Below are 13,060 nucleotides of genomic sequence, written 5' to 3'. Positions count from 1 at the left end.
CACCTACTAATCGCAATTCCATACAATTTCCTGCGTGGTTAAAAATGGATTACTTAAAGGAAACTCAGTTGTTCAAGTTTTTCTCTTCACGAAAAAAAGCTCCCACACGGGGAGCTTTTTAATTAATCATTGTTTCTGCGCTTTTGAAAATTTCCTTTGCGGTTTCTTCCACCTTGGTGACGTCCGCCTTGGTTACGTCCACCTTGCCCGCGTTTTCCTTGGAAACGTTTATTATTTGAGCGACGATTGTCTCTTGAGTTTTGTGCTTTTTTCACGCTAATTGGTGCTACAGAGGAAATTTTAACAGGTGTATCCCTGCGTTCCTTTGTAAGTAGTTTTAGCGCAGCAGCTATAACCGTAACAGAATCATTATCCTCCAATAGTTCAGTCGCAGTTTCATGATAGGCTTTTAAATCCTGCTTTTCAATAGTTGACAAAATCTTGTCTACAGTTACTTGCTGTTGACCTTGTTGAGCATCCTTATTGGTAGGAGGCATGAGACGCTTCATTTTGCTTTTAGTCGTCTTTTCAATTAAGTGAAGATGTGCCATTTCTCTAGGTGTAATAAATGAAATAGCTTCACCTGTCTTCCCTGCTCTACCTGTTCGACCAATACGGTGTACGTAGCTCTCAGGGTCTTGAGGGATATCAAAATTATATACGTGAGTAACGCCTGAGATATCCAAACCACGAGCTGCCACATCAGTTGCTACAAGTACATCGACACGTCCACCTTTAAATTTATTTAGTACAGACATGCGCTTACCTTGTGTTAAATCACCATGGATTCCTTCTGCGCGATATCCTCTTGCCTGTAGTCCTTCTGTAATTTCATCTACGCGCTTCTTTGTTCTACTAAAAACAATAGCAAGTTCTGGTGAATTTATATCCAAATGATTGTTTAGTGTATCGAACTTAAATTTTTCAGGAATCTCTACAAAATATTGATCAATATTTTCTACAGTCATTTCTTTCGCTTTAACTTTAATCTCTTTCGGATCCTTCATCAAGTTAGTAGCAATATCGCGAATTTCTTTTGGCATTGTTGCTGAGAATAGCAATGTTTGTCTTTCTTCCGGAATTCCTTTTAAAATGTCACGGATATCATCAATGAATCCCATATTAAGCATTTCATCTGCTTCATCCAATATAGCTGTTTGTACCATATCAATTTTTATAGTTCTTCTGCGCATATGGTCAAGTAGTCGACCAGGAGTCGCTACAACTATTTGCGGACCATCTTTTAATGCGCGAATTTGTCGGTCCATATGCTGACCGCCGTAGACTGCCAATGCTCTGATCCCTTTAAACTTAGCAAGACGGTTTACTTCTTCTGCAACCTGAATTGCTAATTCACGAGTCGGCGCTACAACCAAACCTTGAATCTTTCTTTGCTTTGGATCAATTTTTTCAATCATTGGGATACCGAATGCAGCTGTTTTCCCTGTTCCAGTCTGCGCTTGTCCAATCACATCATTCCCTTGCATTGCTAGTGGAATTGTCTCTGATTGGATCGGAGTTGCTTCCTCAAATCCCATTTTTTCTAGTGCTTTCATGATTGGGGCTGATACCCCTAGTTCTTTAAATGCTGTCACCTATTCCTCTACTCCTTTTTAAATATATTTGTTTATTTAGAGGCCTTGGAATTTTCTCATATGATAGGAAAATATAAATTTCGGCTCTTTCGATTCTGTGCAGAAAAGGCCAAATCGTTCAGCTAAAGTACCTGTCTAACAAACAAAGTACCTTTGGCTTCCCATACTTTAGTCTTTAAATATCGTTTCCCACTTTCCCTTTAAATAAAACAAAGGGAATGGACATATATAAAGTAATTTAGATCTCAATATACCTATATTCTCGTTTAAAGTATACTTATTTTTATACTTCCCTAAAGTACAAAAAAGGCTTCACCAATTAGTGGTAAGAGGCTCCATCAAAAACTCATGCATGTTACATCATATCATACATTTTAGTAGGATACTAATTACAAAAATGATTTTTTACTTTTACCGTGATAGAATAGATAAGATTACAAGAATTTTTTATGAGGAGGTTTATTATGCGTCGCCCTCCATTTAACCCATACGCTGCGGTTGTCATTGGAGTAATTTCTGTCTCCACGTCTGCCGTTTTGGTAAAATTGGCTGACCAAGCACCTGCTGCTATTATAGCTAATTACCGATTATTGTTTGCCGTGTTACTAATGGCTCCAATTATATTAATTAAATACAAAAGTGAATTCAGGCTAATTTCTAAAAAAGATTGGATATCATCCATTTTTGCAGGGGTTTTTTTGGCGTTTCATTTTATTTTGTGGTTTGAATCATTAAACTATACCTCTGTTGCCAGTTCAGTGGTCCTTGTCACTCTACAGCCCATTTTTGCATTTTTAGGGACTTATTTCTTTTTTAAAGAACGTTTTTCTCCAGGGGCTGTTATTAGTATGGTTATCGCCTTACTTGGGAGCGTCATCATAAGCTGGGGAGATTTTAAAATTAGTGGTCTGGCTTTATTCGGTGACATTCTTGCATTATTGGGTGCTATTACAGTTACAGCATACTTTTTACTAGGGCAAAGAGTCAGAAGGAACGTCTCATTAATGACATATACTTTTGTTGTGTATGGAGTTAGTTCTCTGACCCTGATAATTTATAATATCCTATTGCAAAATTCATTTACTGGTTATCCTGTTGATCATTGGTGGATTTTTATTGTCTTAGCCATTTTCCCTACATTTCTTGGGCATACCTTATTTAATTGGGCATTAAAGTGGTTAAGCACTTCGACGATATCTATGGGGATTGTGTTTGAACCTGTAGGAGCTTCTATTTTAGCCTTTTTCATTCTTGGAGAGGTTATAACATGGGCTCAATTCCTTGGTGGATCCATTGTTATTTTCGGCTTGTTCTTATTTATACTTAGCACTTCCCGAAAACCGAAAGTTACAATATCCCAGAAGGAGCAAAATCAATAGAAACAATGGGCAATTCTTAGAATTGTTGGTATACTAAAAATAAATCATAAAAGGAAATGGTGATGGCATGGACGTGCAATTAATGACAGACAGCGGTGCAGATATACCTGAAAAACTGAGTAATGATTTTGATATAAAAGTAGTCCCACTTTATTTGCATTTCAGTGATGGACAATACAAAAGCGGAGTAGATATGGATACTCCAGCATTTTATCAAAAAGTAGCGGAACTAAACGAACTTCCACGCTCAGCTGCACCAAGCCCACATGATTTTTATCATGCATATAAGAAGGTGGATCCTACAGTTCCAATTCTGATGTTAAGCCTCACAAAGGGATTAAGTAGCACTTTCGAAAATGCAGTTACGGGTAAAGACATGTTACTTGAAGAAGAACCCGAACGGAAGATTGAAGTAATAAATACAAAAACAGCTTCTTGTGGAATTGCTCTTCTACTTGGTGAAGCTCATGCCAAAATTAATGAAAATTATTCATTTGAACAGCTTGTAGAGCACATGAAAATTCGCTCAGAACAGACTACCACTTTATTCGTATTGAAAACACTTGAGAACCTTGTTATGGGTGGTAGACTGGATAAAGTCAAAGGAACAATTGCCAAGACCTTAAATATTAAATTACTTATGAAGGCAAATGAAGAAGTTGGAGACATTGAGGTCACGGAGAAAGTACGTGGTGATAAAAAGTCAATAAGAAGATTTATTGATCAAATTGGTGAATATACTAAAAATGTTGAAGACAAGATTATTTCTATGACGCATTGTAATGCAGAGGATCGGGCAAAAACTGTGCTCGAAGAAATCCGAAAGAAATATCCCTTTAAAGATGCTTATTTAACCGAATGCGGACCATTAATATCTACTTACGGTGGTGAAGGAGCATTAGTTATTTCCTTTTTTAAAGACTAAACAAGGTCTGCCTTACTGTGGCAGACCCTGTTTTGTATTTACACTCTTTATTAAAAATTGATGCACCATCTGATTTAATGTATCTTTATCTTCCCCAAGACAAATTAAATGGCGGGATCGTTCAAAAAATACTACCTCTTTTCGTGATGAAGTGATTTTCTTATCCAAATAATATGCAGTCTTATATGGAACCATTCCATCCTGCTGGCCCTGGGCAATCAAAACAGGTGTCTCTACTTTCTTTAAAAAGCGTCTGGTAAATCTGACGAGCTTTAAGAATTCAATGTTTGCTTTTAAGGGGACAGCCCCAATTTTTTTCTTATAATGCTGATACAGCTTGTTGTTATTTAATTCTCCTTTAAATCCATCTGCAATTACATCCGTTAAATCCAATGTGATTTGTTTGAACGACAAATATTTTCCTGATGTAGCAAGTAGAACCAGCTTTTCCACTTTATACTTAGCCGCGAGATAAGCAGCTATCATTCCCCCCATGGAAAAACCAATAATATAAATTTCATTGTACTTTGCTTGTAATTGGACAAATGAAGCCTCTGCCGCTTTAATCCATTTCTTATGGGAGGCATCTGTTAAATTCAGTTTCTTCCCATGTCCTGGCAGTGTCGGAACTTCTACATGCCAATTTGTATTTTTTGTTAGATAACTTGCTAAAGGTTCAACTTCATATGGTCCACCTGTAAATCCATGAATAATGAGACATCCAATCATACGAATTCTCCTCATAACCTTTATACCTTATCTTATTCCCTTGAACTAACATTCCTATGAGCTATATTACTATTTCCATCACTTTCCTAAAGCTAAATAGGTCACATGTAAATTTTACCTGAAATTCTTAATAAAAGTGCCGAATTGTTTCACTATAGGGGAAACTTGATGATAAGTATTTGCCAATTGTCCTACGGTCGAGAGCATTTTATCAAGGTCCATTTGCCCCTCATTATCCTGAAAATAATTCAGTAAACCATTTCCCTGCTGCATACCTGGTGCATTGTTCATATTGGGTGGACCTCCTGGCATACCTGATGCACTGTTCATATTGGGTGTATATCCCGACATACCTGATGCATTGTTTATATTAGGTGGAGCTGTTGTCATAGGTGATGGCCAATTTGGTGGTTGCTGAGGCTTTGCATACATGTCAAAGGGTGACTGCGGAAATTCCTGACCATAATATGGCGACTGGGGATAAAATTGAGAGTTTTGCGTGTCAGTGTATGGCGGGAACGGGTAGTCATATGGTGATTCAACCCGATGATATGGATTAAAGTTCATCTGATAATTCATACAAACACACCCCTTTACTAATCCTTCTACTACCAAGATATGCGTAGTAAACAGCTACTGTGATTCTATTTTTTGCAATTTCAATTATTGACTTGAATACGTCTTACTATGATTCAAGTCAGCATCCGCAAGACCTAATGAACTTCTGATTTTCTCCTTTTGAAAGCCTAATATTGCATATGGCTCCTTACCGATATACGTAGCAGGTGTCCCATATACCCCTTTTTCCTGAAGTTCCTTCTTATAATTACCATTCTCAGTTACGTTTCTTACTTCGTATGGTACATTCCATTCATCAAGTTGTTTCATTAATTTATTACAATCTTCATTTTCTTCACTAATATAAATAAGCACACTTTTCTCTGTCATTGTCGCCACCTCCCACTAGTTACTGATTGTCTAATTTTTAACTACCCCCTTTTTATTCTTTCTAAACTTTTTGTGTTAAATATATTACAATTATATTACAAGCAAAAACTCCAGTTCTCATTAGAGATATACTGGAGTTTTCATTTTTTTAATATGCAAGTACATCAGATAGAGGAGTAGATCCTTCAATTAAATTAAAAATTTTATTTTCTGCTCGTGGAGCTGATAAAAGATAAACAAGAACGGATGCAACATCAGCTCTCGGCACGCTCCCTCTTTCAGGAGAGCCTTCATGAACATTTACCTTCCCTGATGCAGGTTCATCCGTAAGTCGACCTGGGCGCAGGATAGTATAATTTAATCCTGAGGTTTTTAAATGTTCATCTGCACGATGCTTTGCATAAAGATAGTGCTTAATTTGCTCAGCCTGCTTAGGTTGATCTGCTCCCATAGAACTTAGCATAACAAATCTGTTTACTCCATGCTTTTTAGCAAGATCTGCTGCTTCAATAGCGCCTTCTTGATCAATAATAATTGTTTTATCTGCTCCTGTTTTAGGGCCGGAACCAGCAGCAAAAATTACAGCTTCTGTATTATAAAAGGCTTTCTCAAAATCCTTTTCCAAATCCGCCAAAACTGTTTCTACATTTTTCTCTTCAAAATACGGAATCTGATCGGTATCTCTAACCATTGCCACAGGCTGATGGTCTGACTCCTTCAATCTGTCAACGACGTGTTTCCCTACAGCTCCATTTGCTCCAATTACTAATACTCTCACTTTTAATACCTCCTTAAAAGTAACCACTCCTTCATTCTATTTCCTAAAAAAATAGAAGCAAAACATTTATCCTTAAGATAAACATCCTGCTTCCCATGGTCCGCAAGCATACCGACTAGCTTGCGATATATTATAATAGAGCTGAGACATCCCATATCCCACTATTATTTTAACCTACATTATGACCCTCCGCTGTGATATACATCACATCAAGATTATAATTTGCGTATGGATGTACCAAGCCTTTTCAAAAGATCAATTGCAGTTGCTTTTTCTTCTTCATTTAAAACACTCATCAATTCATCAATTCTACCCCAATGCTCAGGAAAAATCCGATCAAGTAAGTTTTTCCCCTTCTCCGCAATAACCGCATAAGTTACACGCCGATCGTTTGGACAAGGCTGTCTATATAAATATTCCTTTCTCTCTAATTTATTTATCACGTAGGTAATGCTTCCACTTGTTAACAGGATTTTCTGTCCTATTTTTTGCAATGGTTGTTCTCCCCGATGGTATAGTAATTCCAATACAGCAAAATCAGTAAGATTTAGTCCTTTGGATTGGATGTCCTGCTCTACTTGTTCCATAATTGCCTGATAGGCTTTAGATAGAACTACAAATAACCTTAAGGAAAGATCCTCCTTTTTTTCTTCCAACGTGCTCTCTGGCTTCAACGTTATAACCTTCTTTCCGTTCATAAAATCCTTAGAATTGTTATCACCTTTTACTTAACTATAGCACCCACAAAGGAAGATTGGAATAGAGGCTTGGAAGAAATTACTGTTCACTTCTTTCTCTAGGAGGCTTTTCCCTTCCACAACAAAAGCAACCACTTATTCCAAAGTTATATGGAGCAGTTCCACATTGAAGATTGGATGCTTTTATGTAGTGTGCTATATTAGCTGCACATAAGGCGCTCATTTTAGTTTCACTTTCATAACAATACTAGCTAGTTTTCAAAGAATATTTCTCCCCTTCATGGTAACATATGTTCGATTAATTAGCACATGTAAGTACATGTGCTCCATGTAGTAAGTTTATTCTGTTGTTCCTTCTGTGTATCTTACACACCTGTAAAATACCTTTCACAGCCATGGAGGAGAGTAGCTTTATCTTATAAGGTTATAAATTGCCAATTATTCTAATATGTCCTGCAAGTGTAGTAATATCCGCAGGTGTAGATGTATATAATTCTCCGTCCATGTCTATTTTTTTCGGTTTATTTGTTTTTATCTTCAACTCATTTACAGCAAAGTGGCTAAGCTCTTGAAAGTCTTCTGCATCCATACGTGGATTATTCATCGCTAACAATTCACGAAAAGATGCAAAATTAGAGTTTTCAATAATTAAGACATTCATCTTTCCATCCATTGGAGATAAAGTACCTACAGGGATTTCTTGTGTTCCAATATAGTTACCGTTTAACACAAAAATTAATACAGCCTCTCCATTAAACTCTCCCTCGTTCGTAGTTATTGTATAGGAAAATGACTCAGCTTGACTGAATGTTTTTACAGTGCTTAAAAAATAGCTAAGTACCCCAAGATTCTTCTTTTGCGTTTCGTCAATATTTTGGGAGGTCTCTGCAACAAGGCCGATTCCCCAAAAATTAAGGAAATAATTATCATTTGATTTTCCAATATCAATATCTATAACGCTTCCATTAACTATAGCATTAGCAGCTGCCTTTAAGTTTTGAGGTATTCCTAATGTTCTGCAAAAATCATTTGAGGTCCCGCCTGGAAGTATCGCGATAATTGGTCTTTTATCTAACGGAGCAATACTATTAATACAGGTGTGGATGGTGCCATCTCCACCTAAAATAATTAACAGATCAATTTTCTCAGCGTATTCTACACACACCCTCCGTGCTTCTTCCAAGGTTTCGGTCTGTAGTATAGTTAACTCTTTAATCGCCTGGCTTAATACAGGTACAGTTAAGGACAGTTTTCGCTCTATATCCTTTTTTCCGGCATTACCATTGTACAAAAATAGAGCTTTGTTATATGTAATCATTTTCTTGTCACCTCAATTTAATTCCTCCTATCCTACTATTCCCCAGCGCTCCCAATTGAAAACACCTAAACAGCCTATTTCATACCTCGAATACTAAATAGTTATGTAATATGATAACCTATATTTTGGGTCCTATTGGAGAGGAAGAGATAGAAATTTTACCCTGTAAAGCAGTAGAGCGAAAGTATCAGCCGATGTATACTAAAGGTTGTATTTTGAAGGCAAAAAATCCGAACTAAATTCATTATTAACTGAATCAGTTCGGATTTATATTAAAAAAAGGGTATTTTAACTCAACAACTTTTTACTTTTTTAGTTATCACGATCTATTGATAGGCCAAGAACTTCACCTGTGTAAGCATCAATATCCACATCGGCTTCATCTTCACCGTTTTCTATTTCAATCTCATAAATCATTCGATCATCATCTTCATCTAGCTCCATGCTAACAATAGTTCCTGCAAATGCATCCAACGCTATTTTTTCAGCTTTTTTCATTCCGATCAGACCATTGGACTGCTTATTTTTTTCTTTTTCTACAGGCTGCTTATCATCATTTTTCTGCTCTTTACTATCATGAGCCTGCTTATTTTCTTGAGCATGCTGTTGCTCCTTCGTGCTTTCTTGTTTTTCCTTATCCCCATCAGAAGCTTCTGTTTTCTTTTCACTTACACTTTCTTTATCCGATGTGTCTTTCTCTCTTATTTTCAACACTTCACCTGTGTTAGCGTCCAGCTTCAGGTCATATTCCCGGTTTTCATTCTCAACTTCCACCTCATAAAAAATCTTATCGAAGTTTTTTTCTAGCTCTATATCTGTAATGGTGCCTGGATATTGATCTGCTACCATTGTTTTAATATCATCAGTTGAAATTTTCGGTTCCGTTTGTGAGGCATCCGAATGATAAATACCTAAACCGAGAAAAGTTGCACCAGTAAGTGCTCCTGCAACAACAGCTATTTTACTTTTCATTTCAATCTCCTCCTTATTGTTACCATCATTATATCCAACTGAAATGAAAGTCTTATGTGAAATAAATTAGAAATTGATGAGAGTGTTCATTTTAACTAATTGGTAGCTGTATTGTAAAAACAGTTCTCCTGCCTAGAATACTTTCTACAGTTAAATTCCCTCTATGTGCTGTAATTATCGCTTTTGCTATTGGCAAACCGAGTCCTGTTCCTCCTGTTTCTCTGCTTCTGGCTTTATCAATTCTATAAAAACGATCAAACACCCTTTTTTGATCTTTTTCTGATATACCCTGGCCAAAGTCTTCCACTTGAAGAAGAATATTTTCATCTTTTTCACAAACCTTAACATGAATCGTGCTATCACTATATTTTATAGCATTATCAATTAAAATATAAATGACCTGCTTCAGTTGATCAACATTTCCATACACTGTTAATGCCTCGCCATCCTGTGAAAACTGGATATCACGGTCGTATGCTCCTTGGAAGGTTTGAATAACTGAAGAGGTTAAAGCAGCCAGTTCTACTTGTTCATAGTTAACCTCACTCTTGTTTTTAGCTAATAATAACATTTGCTCCACAAGACGCTGCATACGATCAACCTCTGAATCAATTGCTTCAATCGATTCTTTCCATAGGTCAGGATTATCCTTGCCCCGCCGCTCCAACAACTGTGCGTAACTTTTCACAATAGAAATTGGTGTTTTTAATTCATGTGAGGCATCAGAAACAAAGACTTCCTGTTTATCAAAGTTTTCTTTTAAGTGGTCGATCATATCATTAAACGTTTGCTCCATCTCATATAGCTCATCTTTACTTCTATTTTCAGTGTCAATTTTTTTCCACTCTTCTTCCCGCATATTTTCCTTCATTGTCTCAATAAGATCTTTAATCGGATTTAATAAAAATCTGCCAAGAACATTTCCAGCAAAAATCGTTGGGATAAGAATGATTAAAGAAGCAATGGCTAATACAAAAAATAAAACCTGCATGGTCTCATGAAGAGAAACCAACCGATTAGAAACTTGAAGGGTAACAATATCTCCATTTTTCCAAATAATAGGTTTGGAAACAATCGCAGTTTTTACACCATTTTTTTGTGAAACAATTTGATGTTTTTCTTTAATCGTATAGATTGGTTCAAAATTTGCATACTTCTCATCTTTTGTATGCTCGCCGATTACTTTGTCATCCTTCTTAACTAAACGAATCATTCCATGAGCAGGTAAAAAAGCTCTATAAAACTCATCGGTAACTTCTCCATTACTATTATTTAGCGCTTCTGCAATGGTATTTGTATGTTCAACCAATTGATTTAATTCTTTCTCTGCTGAAATTGTATTGAATAAAAAGTATATCGATGTATTAACGAGAAGAATCAGAAGAAGCATAAAAATACTCGAAAACAACTGGATCTTTATTCGAAGCTTCATGCTACCGTATCCTTAATACTATATCCAACACCACGTATCGTTTGAATGTAGGTAGTCTCATGTCCTTTATCTATTTTTTGTCTTAAATACCGAATATAAACATCAACTACGTTTGTATCACCAAAATAATCGAATCCCCATACATGCTCAATCAGCTGCTCTCTAGTAAGAACGATATTTTTATTTTTCACTAAGCATACAAGCAGATCAAACTCTCTTGGTGTTAGATCAATATTTCTACCCCCTCTAGTTACTTCATGTGCCTCAATATCTATTTTTAAGTCTCCTATATCTAAACTTTGGTTTTTTACTTTTTCATTCGATGGCTTACGAAGGTTTGCACGTATTCGGGCAAGTAATTCTTCAATCTGAAAAGGCTTGGTAATATAATCGTTTGCTCCAAGGTCCAATCCACTTACTTTGTCATGCACTTCATCACGTGCGGTTAGTAAAATAATTGGGGTACAGTCGTCTGTTCTTCTAACCCTTCTTAAAACCTCAAGTCCGCTTAATTCCGGAAGCATAATATCCAGTAATACCAAATCCCATTCTTGTTCTTCCATTCTTTGAAGTGCATCTTTCCCACTATCGGCAATTTCTGTATTATAATTCTCGTAGGATAACTCCACCTCAAGAACTCTGCTTAATTTGCGTTCATCTTCCACAATTAAAATCTTTGGCTTCCCCATTTTATCCACCTGCTTTTTATGTCTTCTTATCTGTACTATATCAAACTTTATATAAAAGGTATTAGCGTTTCTTTTTTCTTATTACTATAATAGAGGAAAATGAAAGGGAGTTGGAAGGATATGCTTGGAATTGATCATATCGTCATTGCTGCAAAGGATCCTGCTCAATCGGCTCAATTATTTGGGGAAACTTATAATTGCAAGATCGTTAAGGGTGGAAGACACGAAAACTGGGGAACCTTTAACTACCTAGCGTATTTCCGAAATGATTGCTATATAGAATGGCTGGGTATCTTTAATGAGGAGATTGCGGATCAATCAGACAATCCCTTAATTAAACAACTCGTTGTGGCTTTTGAGGAAAACAGAGAAGGGCCAATTCAATATGCTCTCCGTACAGAACAGATGGATCCACTTATTGAGAGGTTAACTAAGTTGGACTATTCCTTCGCTGGTCCTATTGCTGGCGAACGCGAGAAGCCGGACGGTACCAATTTGCAGTGGCGCATGTTGTTTCCGGAATCAGAGAGCGTCTTTCCCTTTATAATTGAATGGGGAAAGCAGAAAAATATACCGAACGACCGTGAATATATTAACAATACTACTATACAAGAAATACAAGATGGCTTAATTGATTTGGAGGAGTTTGAGAAAATCACTGACATATCTGTAGAAGGGAACAATATCCCCTTACGTAATGGCAAACTAACGATTACCTCCAATAATAAACTTGACTTCACTTTACAAGACTAGAATAATACCTTGGAACAATCATTATTCCATATAACTTATTGGCTGCACAGTTGGAGAGAACTGCGTACTAGTATTGGGACAATCAGCAGCGGAGCGGAGGTTATCCGCCGGAGAGCAATTTAATCGGCAGCAGAGCGAAATTATCAGCCGGAGAGCAATTTAATCGGCAGCAGAGCGAAACTATCAGCCGGAGAACAATTTAATCGGCAGCAGAGCGAGATAATCCGCCGGAGAACAAACTAATCGGCAGCAGAGCGAGATAATCCGCCGGAGAACAAACTAATCGGCAGCAGAGCGAGATAATCCGCCGGAAAATGAATTATGGCTGGAAAGCAAAGAAGTTTGCCCTAAATATTCAGGGATTAGCTATATTGGATTTTTTTAAAACGGGAATTTGTATCCCTACCAAATTACTTCGCAGCTTATCCATTTTGAGAACTAGTGTGTCCACCCTTAGGTTATCTTTTTGCATAAAAATAGCGGCTCCTCCTTCTAGGGGGAGGGCCGCTATTTTGTTTATTAACCTAATTGCTGATGCAAGAATTCTGTTACAGATTCAGGTGTTTTAGTATAGGCACTATGTTGATGTGCCTTCTTTTCACCATTTTGGAAGATTAAAATACTTGGAATCCCCATTACCTCATACTTTTGAGCAATTCCCTCAACTTCATCACTGTTAATCTGATACCATTTATAATTTTGAAACTCTTCCATTACTTCCCCAATAAACATGTCCATTCGTTTGCAGTCAGGACACCAATCTGCAAAAAACTTAATAATTACAGGTTCTTCACTCTTTATAATTTCATTAAAATTTTCTGCTGTTTTTATATGCTCCATTCTT

General features: G+C 36.8%; 14 protein-coding genes. 3 read left to right on the top strand and 11 right to left on the bottom strand.

The window, feature by feature from the left end; genetic code table 11:
• Positions 1–122 precede the first annotated feature (122 nt).
• Positions 123–1,595 (bottom strand): degradosome RNA helicase CshA, encoded by a 1,473-nt coding sequence (gene cshA / locus JCM12304_RS14525; RefSeq protein ID WP_060681180.1) that lies wholly within the window; start codon positions 1,593–1,595, stop codon positions 123–125.
• 464 nt (positions 1,596–2,059) lie between these two features.
• On the opposite strand from cshA, the gene JCM12304_RS14520 reads away from it, so the two are divergent.
• Positions 2,060–2,974 (top strand): DMT family transporter, encoded by a 915-nt coding sequence (locus JCM12304_RS14520; protein ID WP_019379226.1) that lies wholly within the window; start codon positions 2,060–2,062, stop codon positions 2,972–2,974.
• 67 nt (positions 2,975–3,041) lie between these two features.
• Positions 3,042–3,899, top strand: coding sequence for a DegV family protein (locus JCM12304_RS14515; protein WP_060681178.1), 858 nt, complete (start codon positions 3,042–3,044; stop codon positions 3,897–3,899).
• A gap of 12 nt (positions 3,900–3,911) precedes the next feature.
• Here JCM12304_RS14515 and JCM12304_RS14510 read toward each other — a convergent pair whose 3' ends face one another.
• From JCM12304_RS14510 to JCM12304_RS14470, 9 genes are all read right to left on the bottom strand, one after another.
• A complete protein-coding gene (locus JCM12304_RS14510; RefSeq protein WP_060681176.1) occupies positions 3,912–4,628 on the bottom strand; it encodes an alpha/beta hydrolase in 717 nt (238 codons plus the stop codon).
• Positions 4,629–4,742: 114 nt separating this feature from the next.
• Positions 4,743–5,243, bottom strand: a complete 501-nt coding sequence (locus JCM12304_RS14505) for a YppG family protein (RefSeq protein ID WP_218185789.1) — start codon at positions 5,241–5,243, stop codon at positions 4,743–4,745.
• Positions 5,244–5,291: 48 nt separating this feature from the next.
• Complete coding sequence (locus tag JCM12304_RS14500; protein ID WP_060681172.1) at positions 5,292–5,576, bottom strand: glutaredoxin family protein; 285 nt, start codon at positions 5,574–5,576, stop codon at positions 5,292–5,294.
• Positions 5,577–5,724: 148 nt separating this feature from the next.
• Entirely contained in the window at positions 5,725–6,354 is a 630-nt protein-coding gene (locus JCM12304_RS14495) for an SDR family oxidoreductase (protein WP_019379231.1), read from the bottom strand.
• A 215-nt stretch (positions 6,355–6,569) separates the two neighbouring features.
• On the bottom strand, positions 6,570–7,052 hold the full coding sequence (locus JCM12304_RS14490) for a MarR family winged helix-turn-helix transcriptional regulator (protein ID WP_172675297.1): 483 nt from the start codon (positions 7,050–7,052) through the stop codon (positions 6,570–6,572).
• Positions 7,053–7,476: 424 nt separating this feature from the next.
• Positions 7,477–8,370: a YegS/Rv2252/BmrU family lipid kinase gene (locus JCM12304_RS14485; RefSeq protein ID WP_060681170.1), complete on the bottom strand. Its 894-nt coding sequence runs from the start codon at positions 8,368–8,370 to the stop codon at positions 7,477–7,479.
• A gap of 312 nt (positions 8,371–8,682) precedes the next feature.
• A complete protein-coding gene (locus JCM12304_RS14480) occupies positions 8,683–9,342 on the bottom strand; it encodes a PepSY domain-containing protein (RefSeq protein ID WP_060681167.1) in 660 nt (219 codons plus the stop codon).
• A gap of 91 nt (positions 9,343–9,433) precedes the next feature.
• On the bottom strand, positions 9,434–10,774 hold the full coding sequence (locus JCM12304_RS14475; protein WP_060681165.1) for a HAMP domain-containing sensor histidine kinase: 1,341 nt from the start codon (positions 10,772–10,774) through the stop codon (positions 9,434–9,436).
• On the bottom strand, positions 10,771–11,463 hold the full coding sequence (locus JCM12304_RS14470; RefSeq protein WP_060681162.1) for a response regulator transcription factor: 693 nt from the start codon (positions 11,461–11,463) through the stop codon (positions 10,771–10,773). Before JCM12304_RS14470 ends, JCM12304_RS14475 begins: the two co-directional genes overlap by 4 nt.
• Before the next feature lie 120 nt (positions 11,464–11,583).
• Here JCM12304_RS14470 and JCM12304_RS14465 point away from each other — a divergent pair, with 120 nt between their 5' ends.
• The gene (locus tag JCM12304_RS14465; RefSeq protein ID WP_019379238.1) at positions 11,584–12,216 is read left to right on the top strand and encodes a VOC family protein; all 633 of its coding nucleotides are present in this window, start codon (positions 11,584–11,586) and stop codon (positions 12,214–12,216) included.
• A 519-nt stretch (positions 12,217–12,735) separates the two neighbouring features.
• Here JCM12304_RS14465 and JCM12304_RS14460 read toward each other — a convergent pair.
• A complete protein-coding gene (locus JCM12304_RS14460) occupies positions 12,736–13,056 on the bottom strand; it encodes a thioredoxin family protein (protein ID WP_019379240.1) in 321 nt (106 codons plus the stop codon).
• Between the last annotated feature and the right edge of the window lie 4 nt (positions 13,057–13,060).

The organism is Virgibacillus halodenitrificans JCM 12304 (assembly GCF_001310895.1).
Lineage (GTDB): Bacteria > Bacillota > Bacilli > Bacillales > Amphibacillaceae > Virgibacillus_Q > Virgibacillus_Q halodenitrificans.
The sequence above is the reverse complement of the archived record's forward strand: the minus strand, read 5'-3'. Positions and strand labels throughout refer to the sequence as shown.

Bases quoted from the DNA above. Each gene is read 5' to 3' on its own strand.
- JCM12304_RS14520 (WP_019379226.1), top strand. From the start codon at position 2,060: ATGCGTCGCCCTCCATTTAACCCATACGCTGCGGTTGTCATTGGAGTA.
- JCM12304_RS14515 (WP_060681178.1), top strand. From the start codon at position 3,042: ATGGACGTGCAATTAATGACAGACAGCGGTGCAGATATACCTGAAAAA.
- JCM12304_RS14510 (WP_060681176.1), bottom strand. From the start codon at position 4,628: ATGATTGGATGTCTCATTATTCATGGATTTACAGGTGGACCATATGAA.
- JCM12304_RS14500 (WP_060681172.1), bottom strand. From the start codon at position 5,576: ATGACAGAGAAAAGTGTGCTTATTTATATTAGTGAAGAAAATGAAGAT.
- JCM12304_RS14490 (WP_172675297.1), bottom strand. From the start codon at position 7,052: ATGAACGGAAAGAAGGTTATAACGTTGAAGCCAGAGAGCACGTTGGAA.
- JCM12304_RS14485 (WP_060681170.1), bottom strand. From the start codon at position 8,370: ATGATTACATATAACAAAGCTCTATTTTTGTACAATGGTAATGCCGGA.
- JCM12304_RS14480 (WP_060681167.1), bottom strand. From the start codon at position 9,342: ATGAAAAGTAAAATAGCTGTTGTTGCAGGAGCACTTACTGGTGCAACT.
- JCM12304_RS14475 (WP_060681165.1), bottom strand. From the start codon at position 10,774: ATGAAGCTTCGAATAAAGATCCAGTTGTTTTCGAGTATTTTTATGCTT.
- JCM12304_RS14470 (WP_060681162.1), bottom strand. From the start codon at position 11,463: ATGGGGAAGCCAAAGATTTTAATTGTGGAAGATGAACGCAAATTAAGC.
- JCM12304_RS14465 (WP_019379238.1), top strand. From the start codon at position 11,584: ATGCTTGGAATTGATCATATCGTCATTGCTGCAAAGGATCCTGCTCAA.
- JCM12304_RS14460 (WP_019379240.1), bottom strand. From the start codon at position 13,056: ATGGAGCATATAAAAACAGCAGAAAATTTTAATGAAATTATAAAGAGT.